Source organism: Rhodococcus sp. IEGM 1351, assembly GCF_030056875.1.
Lineage (GTDB): Bacteria > Actinomycetota > Actinomycetes > Mycobacteriales > Mycobacteriaceae > Rhodococcus_F > Rhodococcus_F opacus.
This window is the reverse complement of sequence record NZ_JASHKU010000025.1, coordinates 1-15803: the sequence shown is the minus strand read 5'-3', so window position 1 is coordinate 15803 and position 15803 is coordinate 1. Positions and strand designations below refer to the sequence as shown.

The following is a 15803-nucleotide window of genomic DNA, read 5'->3' as shown; positions in this document are numbered from 1 at the left end:
GAGAAGGTCGCTGAACTGAGGGAACGGGACCTGGCCGTGGTGCTTGCGGTGCTCACGGGACAGGCGGTATCGGGACGCCGGATACGTGAGGCTTCGCCTGTGACCAATTCCGCAACATTTGACGAGGAGTACCGCATGGTCGACGAAGAATCCCGCACCACCATCATCGACGGGTTGATCTTTCCCGAGGGACTGCGGTGGCGGGGCGACGAGTTGTGGTTCTGTGACATCGAGGAGCACGAGGTGATCACCGCCGACGCCGCCGGCACGGTACGTGGCCGGCTGGCGTTTCCGGGGGAGTACCCGATCGGTCTTGCATGGACGCCCGACGGCGCGCTCGTCGTCGGTGGGCGGTTCGAGCGGCTCCTCACCTCCCGCAATGGTGAAATACATGTGCTCCGTGACATCGAGGTCGACGGCGTCGTCGATTCGTGGTCGAACGACACGGTCGTCGACGTCGCCGGCCGGATCTACGTCTCCAGCTTCGGCAAGGCCTACGACCTCAGCGACCACGGATCGAACGAGCAGAAGCTCGAGGGCGCCGGCCGGATCCTGCTCGTGGACCTCGACGGAAACATCCGCAAGGTGGCCGGCGGTCTGTCGATGCCCAACACGATGCAGATCACCCCGGACGGCGGCACCCTGATCTGCTGCGACAGCTTCGCGCACCGGGTGGTCAAGTACGCAATCCAGCGGGATGGCTCCTTGGGGCCGGGGCAACTCTTCGCCCAGTTCGACGAGATGACCGACGGCTCGACACTGGACCGCGCCGGTGGGCTCTGGGTCGCGTTCCCGCACGTCAAGCAAGCTCGTCGGGTACTCGACGGCGGTGTGGTGACGGACGTGATCGAGTTTGAGGACGAGGTGTTCGACGTCGCGCTCGGTGGCCCCGCTGGCATCTCGCTCTTTGCCGCCACCTCGAACCTGGCCGCCACGACGCCCCCGGCGGACGGGTCCGAACGAGCACGACCGGGACGGATCATCCGCATCGAGGTCGACGTCCCGGCCGCGTGACAATGCGTGCCGGATAGGTGAGGTCGGAGATGGGAGTAGATGTGTCAGAGGTCGACGTCAATGAGATGCTGGGCAGGGCATCCGGAAAACTGCTGATCGGTGGGGATTGGGTGGCGCCCCGGGCCGGTGGACTGTTCGAGACCGTCGACCCCGGGACGGGGCTGCCCGTCGGCATGATCGCGGCCGGTGACGAGACGGAGATCGACACCGCCGTCGCAGCGGCCCGCGACGCCTTCGAGGCCGGGCATTGGCGCAGTCTGCCCGGATCGGAACGGGCAAAGGTGCTCTGGCGCATCGCCGACCTGATCGAACGGCACCACAACGAGTTGACGCTCTTGGAGTGTGTGGATCAGGGCCAGCCGCCCGCCTACCTGGGCGCTATGGTGACCGGTTCGGCGAACTGCTTCCGGTACTACGCGGGGCTCGCCGACCACATCTACGGGGTGGCAACCGATGTCGTCGCTGGCGGCGAGCCTATTCACGCCTACACACGCCAGGAACCCATCGGGGTCGTCGGGATGATCGTTCCCTGGAACGCGCCGCTGCTGATGGCGGCCTGGAAGGTTGCCCCGATGCTGGCGGCCGGGTGCGCGGGTGTGCTCAAACCGGCCGAGGAGACCTCCCTCACCGCTCTGCGACTCGGTCAACTGGTGATCGAGGCGGGCGTGCCCGCGGGAGTGGTGAACATCGTCACCGGTCGCGGCGACATCGCCGGTGCCGCGTTGGCTGCCCACCCCGACGTCGACAAGATCGCATTCACCGGGTCCACTGACGTCGGGAAGCAGCTGGTTCACGCTGCCGAGGGAAATCTGAAGCGGCTCACTTTGGAGCTGGGCGGAAAATCACCGTTCATTGTTCTCGACGACGCCGACCTGGACACCGCGATTCCGGCGGCGGCAGCAGCGATCTTCAGCAACTCGGGACAGGTGTGTTCGGCCGGGTCCCGGCTGCTGGTGGACAAACGCGTGGCCGACCGTGTCGTGGAAGGTGTGACTGCTATCGCTCGTCGCACCCGGCCCGGCTACTACACCGACCCGGGGGCGGACATCGGTCCGCTGATCTCGGGCAAACAGCTTGACCGTGTGATCGGTTATGTCGACGCGGCTCGTGCGGCGGGCGCGGAGGTGACGGTGGGTGGTGGACGGACCGGCGACAGGGGATTCTTCATCGAACCCACTGTGCTGACGGCGATCTCACCCGACGCGACGCCCGCACGCGAGGAAATCTTCGGTCCGGTGGTGTCGATTCTGCCGTTCAGTGACGTCGACGAGGTTGTCGCACTGGCCAACGATACGGACTACGGCCTGTCCTCGAGCATCTGGACCGGCGACGCCGCCAGAGGACACGCCGTCGCCCGGCGCCTGCGGGCAGGCCGGGTCGGCATCAACGTGCACAGCGCGGGCGACTACCACCTACCGACCGGGGGATTCAAACAGTCGGGTTGGGGTCGCGAACACGGGCCGAACGGCCTCGATCCCTATCTGGAAGAGAAGTCGGTGTTCACCAAGATCCGCTGAAGAAGGAGCCAACCATGAGCACAACGCGAGCTGCGGTCGTTCGCGGTGTCAAAGAGCCCTGGGAGATCGTCGATCTCGATCTCGACGAGCCGAACGAACGTGAAGTCCTGATCCGGCTCGCCTACTCGGGACTCTGCCAGTCGGATCGGCATTTCCAGGTGGGCGACTTCCCCGCCCGATTTCCGCTCGTCGGGGGCCACGAGGGAGCCGGGGTTGTCGAGAAGGTGGGGCCCGGCGTCACCCGGGTAGCGGTGGGCGATCATGTCGTGTGCTCCTTCCTGCCGGTGTGCGGGACATGCCACTGGTGCTCGACCGGCCACCAGGCGCTGTGCGACCTGGGCCTGAACGCCGGGACCGGGCAGATGCTCGACGGGACCTTCCGGTTCCACCACGGATCCGAGGATCTCGGCGGGGTCTGCGCGCTCGGCACATTCTCCGAGCAGGCCGTCATTTCCGAGTACTCCTGCGTCAAGGTGGATTCTTCTCTCCCGCTCGACGTGGCTGCGCTGCTCGGGTGCGGTGTACCGACGGGTTGGGGTGCCGCCGTCTACGCCGCCGGCGTCCGAGCCGGCGACGTCGTGGTGATCTACGGGTCAGGCGGTGTCGGCAGCAACGCGGTACAAGGTGCAGCCCGTTCAGGGGCATCGATCGTGGCCGTGGTGGATCCGGTTCCGTTCAAGCGTGAGATGGCCGAGACGTTCGGAGCCACTCACACATTCGCCACGCACGAGGACGCGTACGAGTTCATCAAGGAGGCGACCTGGGGACGGCTCGCGAACCACGCGATCATCACCGTCACCGACCACACGGTGGAAATCACGAACCAGGCGACATCGATCGTCGGCAAGGTCGGCTCGGTCATCGTCGTGGCTACCGGCAGGCACGGGGAGAACCAGATCGAGATGAATACGCAGTCCCTCAAGGGTTTCCAGCAACGAATCCAAGGGGTGCTGTTCGGTAACTGCAACCCACTGTCCGACATTCCGCGGCTCGCCGACCAGTACAAACGTGGTGAATTGCGTCTGGACGAGCTCATCACCCGCCGGTACCGCCTGGGCGAGATCAATCAGGCCTTCGAGGACCTCGCCGAAGGCAAGAACATTCGCGGAGTGATCGAACACTCTTGAAGTGTTCCGCCCGAGCGCCGCAGCCAAATTGGTGCTCGGTTCGTCGGGTTGCCCGGTGTGCTCTGCTGTGGCGGGTCGAGTCGACGATGTGACAGCCGAAGACAACTTCTACACAGCATTCGATTGACTACTCGAATTATGCGAACTATTGTCCTATTGTCGGTGTGGCGCGATTCACACGATTCCCACAGTGAGTCCCGTGTCACTCTCTCCCGGATAGCCCAGAAGATGAGGTCGGTCGTCAGATGTTGATAAACCGTGAAGCCGCAGTCGGGGATCAGGATTACAACCCGGATGTGCTGAGGCAACTGGTCGACGCCGAGGAGATCCGGCGCCTGAAGTACGCCTACTGCCGCGCCGCCGACGCAATGGACGCCGAGGGAATGCTCGCAGTGTTCACAGCCGACTGCATCGTGGATCTGTCCGGCGGTCTGGGCGACACCGTTACCGGAATCGACGCCGCGCGGGAGTTCTACTCCGGGGCACTGAGCAAGTTCACGGTGAGTAGCCACCATCTGTCGAACATGGACATCGTGTTCGAATCGGCGGATACCGCTCGGATGGAGTCGTATCTGTACTCGTGGCAACGCTACAAGGAGTATCCCGAGCGTGCGGACCGGCACCGCTGGGCACGATATCGAGATCTCTTCCGGCGCACCGCCGGTGGATGGAAGCAGTCGAAGCTGGTGTGCTATGTCGCCGGCGAGATCACACCGGAAGAACTCGAGCGGGAGGATGAAACGATCCCGCTGCCGCCGTGGCGGTGATCGAACCGTATCCCCTTCCTGAATGACCGCAGTGCATCGAGACTCGCGGATCCCTATTTCCGATCAGACGAAAGCGGAGACGATGGCCGAAGAAACTGGCAGCAACACCTTGACGCGTCCGGGCATCGAGTCCTGGTCGAACCTCTCGCTTCTCATCGGTGGGGAGATGACCGAGGGCCGCGGTGAAACCCTCGACGTCGTCGATCCGGCCACCGAACGGGTGGTCGCGACAATCGCGGGGGCCGATGCAGCACAAGCAGACCTCGCAGTGACCTCGGCGCGGGAGGCGTTCGAGGCCGGTCCCTGGAGCTCGGCGACGCCCGCAGAGCGCAGCGCCCTGATCAACCGCATCGCTGACGGCATCGAGAAGCGCCGCGACGAGTTCGTGAACACGATCGTCACCGAACTGGGTGCGCCGATCAGCACCGCCGGCGCCTTGCAGGTCGACTGGCCGATCAAGCACCTGCGCGAATACGCGCAGGCCGCGCTCGAGGATCGGAGCCAGGATCTGGGGCTTCACACCGACCCGGCCCCGTCGCGGAGCGTCGTCGAGTATCGACCGGTCGGCGTCGTCGCCGCGATCGCCGCGTACAACTACCCGCTGCTACTGCTCGTGCACAAGCTCGGCGCGGCACTGGCTGCCGGGTGCACAGTGGTCGCGATCCCGTCGCCGCGCACCCCACTGTCCACGCTGCTGTTGGGCGAGGTCCTGCGTGAGGCGGACGTTCCCGCCGGGGTGGTGAACGTCGTCGTCGGTGAAGTGGACATCGCGCGTGCGGTGACGGAAAACTCCGGAGTCGACAAGATCGCGTTCACCGGTTCGGTCGCGGTCGGCGAGAAGGTGATGCGCCAGGCTGCGAAAGGTGTTCGTGGCGTCGTCCTCGAGCTCGGTGGCAAGTCACCGGCTATTCTGCTCCCCGGAACGAATCTCGCCGCTGTAGTTCCCGGCCTGCATCAGCGGTACTGCCGAAACGGTGGCCAGGCGTGCGCGGCGCCGACGCGGATCCTGGTGCACGAGTCACAGTGGGACGAATTTCTCGAACTCAGCCACAAGGCATACGAATCCATCCAGGTGGGCGATCCATGGGACCCGGCGACCAACGTCGGCCCGATGATCACCGAGGCGCATCGAGACTCGGTGGAACAGTTCATCCGGGAGGCGGTGGACGGAGGAGCGGTGGTCGCTGCCGGCGGTGGACGGCCGGCCTCCGGCCCCGGCTGGTTCGTCAATCCCGCGCTCGTGATCAACGTGAAGAACACAGACCCTATCTGCCAGGAAGAAATCTTCGGACCGGTCGCAACGGCCATGCCGTACAGCACCGTCGACGAAGCGGTGACGATCGCCAATGAGACCCGATACGGCCTGCACGCGTACCTATTCGGGCCGGATACCGATGCCGCACGCGAGATCGCGCCGCGACTGCGAGCGGGCACAGTATCGGTCAACGGCGGCGGAGGCCTTCGCGCCGACGCACCGATGGGCGGATTCGGTGCCAGCGGAGTGGGCCGGGAAATCGGATCCTGGGGAATCCACGAGTACCTCGAGCCGCAGCACATTCAGTGGTCCTGCGACTAATACTGCTTCTCCGCGTCCTCCTCGGTGAGGATCGAAAGGAAGATTGTGGCTAATCGAATCGACCAAGAGACACCCGTTTCGGAGGAACTCGCGAAGGCGCATCGGCGGGCCGCGTGGGTCGTCATCCTCTGTCTCCTCATCGGCGCATGGGACGGCTACGACATGGTCATCCACGGCGCCGTCACACCGGCTCTCCTTGATTACGAACCGTGGGCGCTTTCTGCAACGGAAGTCGGCACCATGGCGAGCCTCGCTCTGGCCGGCATGCTGGTCGGTGCCCTCGGTAGCGGCGTGCTGTCGGATATGTTCGGCCGGAAAAGGCTCCTCATCGGATCGGTGATCTGGTTCTCGGCGTCGATGGCACTCTGCGCTACGGCACCGAGTCCGGAGGTGTTCATGCTCCTCCGGTTCCTCGGAGGCCTCGCGCTCGGCGGCGTTCTCCCTGCGGCGATCGCACTGGTGGCCGAGTTCGCTCCTCGCCACCGCCGCCAATTCTTCAACGGCGTGATGAACATCGGGTACTCCTTCGGAGGCATCGCGGCGAGCCTGCTGGCGGTCTGGTTGCTTGCCGACCACGGGTTCAGGCTGATGTTCTGGATCGGATTCCTCCCGGTGTTCGTTCTCGTTCCGGTGCTGATGAAGTGGTTGCCGGAATCGGCGGACTATCTGATCCTTCGGGGTCGCTTCGAGGAGGCTCGTGCGACCTGTATCAAGTACGGGATGCCGTGGCCGCCTGACGAAGTAGGTAAAGCTGTGGGTGAGGGCAAGCCCGTGAATCCATTGCGTGCCCTCTGCAAGCGCGAGTACATCGTCGTCATCGTCCCGTTGGTTGCCACCTTCTTTGTCGGTTTGATGCTGACGTACGGACTCAACTCCTGGTTGCCGCAGATCATGAGGCAAGCGGGGTACCCGCTGACTTCGGCGCTGGTATCGCTGATGGTTCTGAGCATGGGGGCGATTGTCGGCATCATGACGCTCTCGGTTCTCTCCGATCGATTCGGGCCTCGTCCGGTGGTCTGTTGGGCATTTGGCGTTGCCGTTCTGTCCTTGTACATCTTGAGCTTCAGCCCGCCGACGCCGGTCTTCTTCGCTGCGTTGTTCCTCGCCGGAATCGGCGCGAACGGGACCACCGTGGTCTTGTACGGATATACCGCTGCGCTGTTCCCGAGTGCTACCCGCGGGACTGTGCTCGGTCTCGGCATGGGCATCGGCCGCGTCGGCGCGATCCTCGGACCGCAGGTCGGTGGCTTCGTGCTCGCCATGGGTGCGCCGGTGGAATGGAACTTCTACGCGTTCATGATTCCCGCGGCGCTCGGCCCGCTGATCATCCTGTTCGTCCCACGCGTGGCTCCTTCGAAGGCCCGCAGCAAGGCGTACCCCGGCACATCCACGCCGAACTCCGAGGCCGCGGCCGCAGGACGTGCCGAGGAAAAAGCCGCGCGATAGCGGCCGAGCAGCCCGGCGCAACATGCACGACATACAGATACGAAACACACGCTGAATTACTAGTACGGAGGCAGGATTCAATGAGGCTCGAGAATCGCATCGCATTGGTCACCGCCGGAGGGTCCGGTATGGGTCGCGCAGCCTGCGTGCGCTTCGCCGCAGAGGGCGCGCACGTCATCGTCACCGACCTCGACGCGGACGCCGCCAAGGAGACCGTGTCGCAGATCGAGACGGCCGGCGGCTCGGCCGAAGCGCATCAACTCGACGTTGCCGACAAGGCTGCGATCACCAGCCTGACCGCGCAGGTCCGCGCCACCCACGGCGTGCTCCACGTCCTCTACAACCACGCCGGCATCCCCGGCGCCTCCGGTCTCGACATCTCGGAGGACCAGTTCGACCTGGCCGTCGACGTCAACATCAAGGGCGCGTTCTTCCTCACTGCCGCGTGCCAAGACCTGCTCGAGACCGCCGACGGCAAGGGCTCTGTCATCTTCACAGCCTCGGTCTCGGGCATCGTCGGTTCGCCGCTGAGCCCGCTCTACTCGATGACCAAGGGCGGCATCGTGCTGCTCATGAAGTCATTGGCGTTGAAGTTCGGCCCGCTCGGCATCCGTGTCAACGCGATCTGTCCCGGCCCGATCGCGACTCCGATGCTCCCGCAGTTCTTCGGACGTGACACGGGCGCCGACGTGTCCGACGTCGTCGACAGCTTCACTGTCAACGTTCCGCTCGGCCGACAGGGTCAGCCCGAGGAGATCGCGGCCGCCGCGGCATTCCTCGCGAGCGACGACGCGAGTTTCGTCAACGGAGTTCCGCTGCCCGTGGACGGCGGATACCTGGCGCGCTAGCAGCGAGGGGCTCGGTCGCCGGGTGACGACTCGCCGACCAAGCCTGTAGCCCTCCTCACATTGACCCCGCGCGGGGTCCGAAAGGTTGGGATGAAGAGCACATACAGCGTCGGACGAGTAGAAGGGGCATTCAACGATGGGTTTGCTTGACGGAAAAGTGGCTGTGATCAGTGGTGCCGCACGCGGTCAGGGTCGCTCGCACGCGGTTCGATTGGCGGAAGAGGGCGCGGACATCATCGCGTTCGATATTTGCGCTGACATCGACACAGTCCCATACGGATTGGGAACACGTGAAGATCTCGATGAGACTGTCGTGTTGGTCGAGAAGCTGGGTCGTCGCATCATCGCGAGTCAAACCGACGTCCGAAACTTCGATGCAGTGACCAAGGTCGTCGACGACGGTGCCGCAGAACTCGGCGGACTCGATATCGTGGTCGCAAACGCCGGCATTACGTCCTACTACCGTTCGGAGGAGCTGACTCCCCATCACTGGCAAACTGTTATCGACGTCAACTTGACGGGCGTGTGGAACGTTGCCCGCGCAGCCGTTCCGCACTTGATCGACCGCGGTGCCGGGGCAATGGTGCTGGTGTCCTCCTCCTCAGCACACGTCGGCCTACAAAACCTGAACCACTATTCAGCAGCCAAGGCCGGGGTGGTCGGACTGATGCAATCGATGGCCGTGGAACTCGGTCCGCACATGATCCGAGTCAATACCGTCCATCCCACAACGGTAAAGACGGGAATGGCTTTAAATCAGGCGACTTTCGATCTCTTCCTTCCGGGAACTGGTCTCTCTGTCGGCTCTGCGCAGGACGAAGAAAAGGTGGCTGACGCATTCAAGGGCCTCAACGCGATGCCCATACCGTGGATTGATCCCGTCGACATCAGCAACGCTATTGTTTACCTCACCTCCGACCTCGGTCGGTATGTGACGGGTACCCAGTTGCGGGTGGACGCGGGTTCAGCCGCCAAGTAGCTAGTTTCGATCGATCTATCCGGGATGTTCTGGGGCACTGGGTGAAACGGCAATTCATTCGGTGTGAATGCGTATTCACTCGACTGTCGACATCTGCTTGCCTGGATATGCGTGGACATGCCAGGCAGCACTCTTGCGATATGAATGGAGTAGGGAAGATGAAAGATATCAGGCTGAATGGCAGAATGACCTTCGAGCCCAAGCACTTCGAAGAGGTAGCGAAGATCTGTCATATCAATGCAGAGGATGCGCGCCAGCATCCCGGGCTGCTCGAGTACTCTTTCTGGGCAAATGCAGCGAAAGACACGATCTATATTCATGAGCACTATGCCGACAATGACGCACTGATCAATCATCTCAACAACATGAACTCCGGAGCCGTAACCCGCCTGCTCGAATTGGTAACCCTAGGCACGATGGAGTGTGCCGCAGAGGATTGTCCCGAGACGCGTGCGGCCCTGGAGGCCTTCGGCAGCCCGGTGAACTACTACACCCCGCTGGCGCGCCGCTAATTCCGCCATCTGCTCCGAAAGGTGCCCGCGTCACCCAGTAGGCAGAGTGAATGCCGACTGGGGTGACCTGTTTTTCGTCGGAGCGATGGCAGTGGAGATGAATGCCGGCGGCCATGATTCCACGAGCGGTCCGTCCCTCTATTTCTCTGGTGCACCGTAGTAGTCACAGCTACAGCATGACTCGTCGAGATTTTGGTTCTTAGGCGCGAATCATGAGGAGGGCGGCCTTGCGCACCATGAAGATGATCTATTCGAGGGGCATGTCGCCTCGGGGCGATACCACCGCCACACGCTGACGATGAGCGCGAGAACGAGACGCGCGACGATGCGCGGGTCGCCCTCGGCGAAGGCACCCACACCCATGCCTCGTGCGATGAGAAGAGACCCTCCTCTTCGATCGAACTCACCAAGACGAAGCTTGACGTTCGGCTTCCTCCCTTTCCGATGGACGTGGCGTAGCGGGCGGACCATGTGGTTCTGCAGGATGAGCCGCTGGAGCGCGTCACGAGGGGGCGCCGTCAGTGCGCCCGGGGCGTCGAGTCCGGTGAGGTCGAGTACGCCGGAGCGGGCTACTTCCTGTCGATGAATCCGAGGAGCAGCCGGAACGTGGCGGGGTAGGCGGCGACGGTGGCAGGGCTGCGCCGCGGGTGCGCTCTTCTCAGTCCATGATCCGACCTTGTTCGAAGAGCGCTCTGTGATCGTTGACACATGCTAGACGAACTCCTAGTATCAGCTAAGTGAGTTGAATTCACTTCAGCCAACTGTCCGATCGCAACCGAGTGCATCATCCTCATGCTGCTAAGGAGTACCAATGCGAGTGCGCGCTGCTGTATTGCGCGAAGTTCCAGGCGAATGGCAGGTGCTCGAAGTCGAGCTGGATCCACCGCGCGAACATGAGGTGCTCGTGCGTATCGTGGCGACCGGCCTGTGTCACTCCGACGACCATTTCCGCACCGGCGATATCACAGTCGGACACCTGCCCTTCTGTGGCGGCCATGAAGCCGCGGGTGTCGTTGAAGAAGTTGGACCTGGCGTCCGTGGGCTCGCGCCGGGCGATCAGATTGTGACCTCCTTCGTGCCGGGCTGCGGTAGGTGCCGCTGGTGCGCCGGCGGTCAGCAGAACCTCTGCGACAACGGTGCCCTCATGCTCGCGGGCCACCAATTGGATGGGACCTACCGCATGCATCTCGATGGTGAGGACGTCGCTCAGGCTGGATTGGTGTCGGGCTTCGCCGAGTACAGCGTGATGCCTGAATGGAGTTGCATCAAGATCGGCCCCGACACACCTCTCGAAGTTGCCGCACTACTGGGTTGCGCGGTCCCGACTGGTTGGGGTTCAGCCGTCAATGCGGCGAAGGTGACGCCGGGTGATGTTGTGCTTATCCTCGGCACCGGCGGAATCGGAATGAGCGCGGTCCAGGGCGCCGTACATGCGGGTGCTTCGAGGGTCGTGACGGTGGATCCTGTTACTGCCAAGCATGAAATTGCGAAGAAATTCGGTGCTACGGACACCTTTTCGGATGTGTCAGAGGCGACAGAGCTCGTGCGATCGCTGACCAATGGACAAGGGGCCGACTCCTCAATCATCTGCGTTGGAGTACTGAAGTCGGAAGATGTAGGCGCCGCGTTCTCTGCGGTCAGGAAGGCTGGCACTGTCGTAGTCACGGCAGCTGGACGTGAAACGCTAGCGCACATCCCGGCAGGATTGCTGGAGTTGACGATGTACCAGAAGAGGATTCAGGGATCCATTTACGGGATGATGTCACCGTCGAAGGACGTGCCAAAGCTTCTTGCCCTCTGGCAAAGCGGGGCTCTCCAGCTCGAGGAAATGATCACGACTACCTACTCGCTCGACCAGATCAATGAGGGGTATGCCGACATGCATGCCGGCGTGAACATTCGTGGCCTCCTCACCTTCTGATACAGGCCTGAGGAGGGACCGCCGGCTTATCCCTTGGGGCTCGCCTGTCAATCTCCGGAACCGCATCGATCAAGGAAGGTATTCATGGGTCTATTCGACGACAAGGTCGTGTTCATCACCGGAGCCGCACGAGGACAGGGTCGTTCGCATGCACTACGTTTCGCACGTGAAGGCGCAGATGTCATAGCCGTCGACATCGCACGTGACGCTATCGAATCGGTGGAGTATGAATTAGCGACCGAATCGGAACTCGATGCGGTTATAGCGGAGATTGAAGGTCTAGGCCGCCGAGCCGTCCGGGGAATGGCAGACGTACGCAGCCTCACCGCAATGCAAGCAGTGGTCGACGAGGGACTTTCGCGTTTCGGCAAGATCGATATCGTGGTCGCCAACGCTGGGATCGGCACGTATTCCCGGGTCTGGGAAATGAGTGATCAGGTCTGGCGGGATACCATCGACACGAACTTGACCGGCGTGTGGAACGCGACTCGGGCAGCGCTACCGTCCATGGTTGAGCGCGGCGAGGGCGGAGCTGTCGTGCTCACGAGTTCAACGGCCGGGTTGGCCGGTTATCAGAACACGGCGCATTACACTGCGGCCAAACATGGCGTGATTGGACTGACCAAGGTCCTGGCGCAGGAACTCGGAGTGCACAAGATTCGGGCAAATGCGGTGTGTCCGACTGCAGTCAACACAAAACTCATCGTCAACGACGTCACCTTCTCGTTATTTGCTCCCGGTGTGGAAAAGCCCGGCGTGGAGGACGTTCGAGAGGCGTTTGCCGCACTCAACGTTCTCCCGGATCTGCCGTGGATCGAACCGGAAGATGTTACCGAAGCCGTCATTTGGCTGGCCTCGGATGCGGCGCGCTATGTCACAGGCGTTGCCATGCCAGTCGACGGTGGGAACCTGGTCAAGACATGGTGAGCGGGTCGGAGTAACCCAGGCTGCGCCCCGCCGGACTGCTGGACCGGGTGGGAGTGATGGAAACAGGGGCTCATCACCCGCTGGAGTGTGCTGGATCGGCCCGGACAGTTTTGAAAGCGTTGTTCAAGAAACTGTGGTTGCTCGAACTGACGTATCGCCGGACCCGGTATTGACGACACAACAAGAGAGGCGAGAAGCAATCATGTTCAGGCGTGACTACGCAGAGTTCTATATCAACGGTCATTGGCGCACAGCCGAGACGACCGACTTCTTCGATGTCATCTCACCGCGCAGTGGCGAAAAGATCGGCAGCGTCCCAGCTGCTTCCAAGGCTGACGTGGACGCGGCCGTCAGCGCGGCTCGTGATGCGTTCGATAAGTCGAGCTGGCCTCGTCTGACACCCGTTGAGCGGGCCGGTCACCTTCGCCGACTCGCCGACGGGCTTCATCAGCACTCCGAGGAGCTCGCCGAACTGATTGCCGAGGAGCAAGGCGGCACATTGTTCCTCGCTCAGGTCTATCAGGCGGTGTCCGGGACAATGAGCTTCAATTACAACGCCGAGATGGCCGAGACTCTGCAGCTGGAGGAGGTCCGAATCAGCGACCTCTCACACTTGGCTGGCGGCTCGGATGGCGGAAGCATCATTCCGATGGCAGGGAAGAGTCTGGTGGTGAAGGAGCCGGTGGGTGTCGTTGCGACGATTCCGGCCTTCAACTTCGCGTTGCCCGCTATTGGGCAGAAGGCAGGTCCGGCGTTGGTGGCGGGGTGCACAGTCGTGCTCAAGGTCCCGGAAGCGAATCCGCTGGCTTCGTTCGCTGTCGGCGAGATCATGCAGGAGGTGGGGTTCCCTGACGGTGTTTTGAATATCATTTCCGCGCGCGCCGATTCGTCGGACTATCTGGTGTGCCATCCCGATGTGGACATGGTGAGCTTCACCGGTTCCTCTGAGGTGGGACGGAAGATCGGCCAATCGTGCGGCGACCTCGTTCGGCCAGTTGTACTCGAGTTGGGCGGCAAGTCTGCCGCTATCGTCCTCGATGATGCCGACATGGACACGGCTATCAGTGCGCTGGTCGGCGCATCGGTGGCGAGCAATTCCGGGCAGAGTTGCGTTGCGCAGTCTCGAATATTGGTGTCTGAGTCCAGGTACGATGAATTCGCCCACGCTCTCGCCTTGGCGTTCAAGGGGCTCAAGGTAGGTGACCCGTTCGAGAGTGACACCGTGGTCGGTCCGCTGATTACCGAGCGGCATCGTGACCGCGTACAAGCCCATATCGATCAAGCTGTAGCAGAGGGTGCGACTGTGCGGGCGGGAGGTGGACGTCCCGCGCACCTGAAGAAGGGCTGGTATATCGAGCCGACGTTGCTTACGGATGTGACCAACGATATGGCGATTGCGCAGGAAGAAATATTCGGACCGGTGGTGGTTCTCATTGCCTACACCGACGAGCGTGATGCTGTGAGGATCGCTAACGAGAGCCGCTATGGTCTTTCTGGATCCGTGTTCACGACCGATTTGGCGCATGGATTCGAGATTGCACGTCAGATCAGGACCGGAACGTTCTCGGTGAACACGTTTGCGGCAGATCTGGGGTCACCGTTTGGTGGGTACAAGCAATCTGGAATCGGCAGGGAGCACGGTACAGCGGGCGTACAGGAATTCCTTGTGACCAAGACGATCTCAGTCGATCCTGGAGTCGATCTGCCGGCACTTGTCCCTGGAGTTCCCTTCGGCACAGGTCCAGGGATTCAGAATTCCTAATCGCGGCAGATCGGTCTCTTCTACCTGCCGGCCGGTGACCGCGACCCGCATCGATCGGTATCGGTGGTCAGGCGCATCGGCGATTTGACGGCTGTTCGGACCGGGCGTAGGGATGATTCGAGCATGAGCACCGCCCGTTCTATGACCTTTGACACAAACAGCGCATTTACCGAAACTGAAGTCAGTTCGAGTACCGGTCTTCGTCGGAGTGAGGCAAGGAAACGTTCATGTACGCCGGTCAAGTGTGTACTGCCGGATCGCGAGTATCGGTACATAGCTCGATCCAGGACGAGTTCACCGCTGCGGTACTCGCGGGCACGCAGGGTATGAAGATCGGTTCTGGCTTTGACCCAGCGGCGCAACTCGGCCCCCTTGTCTCCGCCGAGCAACTCGACAGGGTGGGCTCATATGTCGACATCGGCAAGAACGAAGGAGCCATCCTCGTCAGCGGAGGTTCCCGCGTCGACAGGCCTGGATACTTTCATGAGCCAACTGTTTTCACCGGAGTAACCAACGACATGCGCATCGCGCAGGAGGAGATCTTCGGCCCGGTGATGGCGGTGTTGTCCTTCGATGACGAGGAGGGGGCGATCAGGATCGCCAACGACACGAATTACGGTCTCGCCGCAGGAGTGTGGACCAGCGACCTCGATACGTCCCAGCGGGTGTCGGCGGCGCTCAACGCGGGCACAGTGTGCATCAATAGCTATCAAATGGTCTACCCCGGCGTCTCGTTTGGCGGCGTCAAGCTCTCCGGACACGGACGCAATCTCGGCGAAGCCTCGATCGGCGAGCTAACCCAGGTCAAGATCGTGTGGACGAAAGTCGTTGAAACACGATGACAATAAGAGGGCGAGGGACCATCGGCGACGATCGGATCGCGATCGAAGAAGTTTTGTACCGCTACGCGTCGAGTGTCGATTCGGCGCAGATGCATCAGCTGCACGATGTCCTGCATCCTGATCTGCAAGCGCAATACGGCAACGGGGAACTCGTCGAAGGCGCGGACGCCGTCATCACTTGGATGACCGACTTCACGAAGACATGTGAATGGCAGCACCACATGCTCAACGTCTATCGCATCGACATCGAGGGCGATAAGGCGACGGCGCTCGTCTACCACAACTCCTTCGAGAAGTTCGCCGGCGCCGACGACGTCTGCTTCTTGATCGCTCGCTACCACAACGAGCTGGTGCGCCATGAGGGCACCTGGAAGATTTCCAAGCTTGTATTCGAAATCGTCTGGGGTGAAAAGCGCCCGGCCGACAATGGATACATTGCCACAGTCGGTGGCCGTGGTCCGAAGATCCCCGGCTGGCCGTGAAGATTCGGCGAGCGTATCTCATCAGACACCTAGTAGTACTTTGTTAGGTAGGGAAGGTGTGGTGGCACAGTGGGCAGGTACCG

At 62.1% G+C, this 15803-nt stretch carries 15 protein-coding genes; 14 read left to right on the top strand and 1 reads right to left on the bottom strand.

The features are described 5' to 3' along the window. Positions 1-135 precede the first annotated feature (135 nt). The 9 genes from QM806_RS32550 to QM806_RS32510 all read left to right on the top strand — a co-directional run bounded on the left by QM806_RS32550 (position 136) and on the right by QM806_RS32510 (position 9786). The gene (locus QM806_RS32550; protein ID WP_120660258.1) at positions 136-1014 is read left to right on the top strand and encodes an SMP-30/gluconolactonase/LRE family protein; all 879 of its coding nucleotides are present in this window, start codon (positions 136-138) and stop codon (positions 1012-1014) included. Between the two features lie 29 nt (positions 1015-1043). Further along, complete coding sequence (locus QM806_RS32545; RefSeq protein ID WP_120660259.1) at positions 1044-2531, top strand: aldehyde dehydrogenase family protein; 1488 nt, start codon at positions 1044-1046, stop codon at positions 2529-2531. Positions 2532-2545: 14 nt separating this feature from the next. Next, entirely contained in the window at positions 2546-3658 is a 1113-nt protein-coding gene (locus QM806_RS32540; protein WP_120660260.1) for an NDMA-dependent alcohol dehydrogenase, read from the top strand. 245 nt (positions 3659-3903) lie between these two features. Then, positions 3904-4425 carry a nuclear transport factor 2 family protein gene (locus tag QM806_RS32535; protein WP_120660261.1) on the top strand — a complete coding sequence of 174 codons (522 nt, stop codon included), beginning with the start codon at positions 3904-3906 and terminating at the stop codon, positions 4423-4425. A gap of 82 nt (positions 4426-4507) precedes the next feature. After that, complete coding sequence (locus QM806_RS32530; RefSeq protein WP_120660262.1) at positions 4508-6001, top strand: aldehyde dehydrogenase family protein; 1494 nt, start codon at positions 4508-4510, stop codon at positions 5999-6001. 45 nt (positions 6002-6046) lie between these two features. Continuing rightward, a complete protein-coding gene (locus QM806_RS32525) occupies positions 6047-7447 on the top strand; it encodes an MFS transporter (RefSeq protein ID WP_210460409.1) in 1401 nt (466 codons plus the stop codon). An 80-nt stretch (positions 7448-7527) separates the two neighbouring features. After that, positions 7528-8295, top strand: coding sequence for an SDR family NAD(P)-dependent oxidoreductase (locus tag QM806_RS32520; RefSeq protein WP_210460410.1), 768 nt, complete (start codon positions 7528-7530; stop codon positions 8293-8295). A 136-nt stretch (positions 8296-8431) separates the two neighbouring features. Next, on the top strand, positions 8432-9274 hold the full coding sequence (locus tag QM806_RS32515) for a mycofactocin-coupled SDR family oxidoreductase (protein WP_120660265.1): 843 nt from the start codon (positions 8432-8434) through the stop codon (positions 9272-9274). 158 nt (positions 9275-9432) lie between these two features. Then, the gene (locus QM806_RS32510; RefSeq protein ID WP_167116103.1) at positions 9433-9786 is read left to right on the top strand and encodes a putative quinol monooxygenase; all 354 of its coding nucleotides are present in this window, start codon (positions 9433-9435) and stop codon (positions 9784-9786) included. Between the two features lie 210 nt (positions 9787-9996). Here the strand turns inward: QM806_RS32510 and QM806_RS32505 are convergent, their stop codons facing one another. After that, complete coding sequence (locus tag QM806_RS32505; RefSeq protein ID WP_249343882.1) at positions 9997-10149, bottom strand: hypothetical protein; 153 nt, start codon at positions 10147-10149, stop codon at positions 9997-9999. Positions 10150-10597: 448 nt separating this feature from the next. Between QM806_RS32505 and QM806_RS32500 the strand changes: the two genes are divergently transcribed. From QM806_RS32500 to QM806_RS32480, 5 genes are all read left to right on the top strand, one after another. Next, a complete protein-coding gene (locus QM806_RS32500) occupies positions 10598-11707 on the top strand; it encodes an NDMA-dependent alcohol dehydrogenase (RefSeq protein ID WP_120660268.1) in 1110 nt (369 codons plus the stop codon). A gap of 84 nt (positions 11708-11791) precedes the next feature. Continuing rightward, entirely contained in the window at positions 11792-12634 is an 843-nt protein-coding gene (locus QM806_RS32495) for a mycofactocin-coupled SDR family oxidoreductase (protein ID WP_120660269.1), read from the top strand. A gap of 202 nt (positions 12635-12836) precedes the next feature. Then, positions 12837-14396 (top strand): aldehyde dehydrogenase, encoded by a 1560-nt coding sequence (locus QM806_RS32490; protein ID WP_120660270.1) that lies wholly within the window; start codon positions 12837-12839, stop codon positions 14394-14396. 227 nt (positions 14397-14623) lie between these two features. Then, positions 14624-15238 carry an aldehyde dehydrogenase family protein gene (locus tag QM806_RS32485; protein ID WP_283294065.1) on the top strand — a complete coding sequence of 205 codons (615 nt, stop codon included), beginning with the start codon at positions 14624-14626 and terminating at the stop codon, positions 15236-15238. Further along, positions 15235-15720 (top strand): nuclear transport factor 2 family protein, encoded by a 486-nt coding sequence (locus QM806_RS32480; protein ID WP_120660273.1) that lies wholly within the window; start codon positions 15235-15237, stop codon positions 15718-15720. Before QM806_RS32485 ends, QM806_RS32480 begins: the two co-directional genes overlap by 4 nt. Positions 15721-15803: the final 83 nt, after the last annotated feature.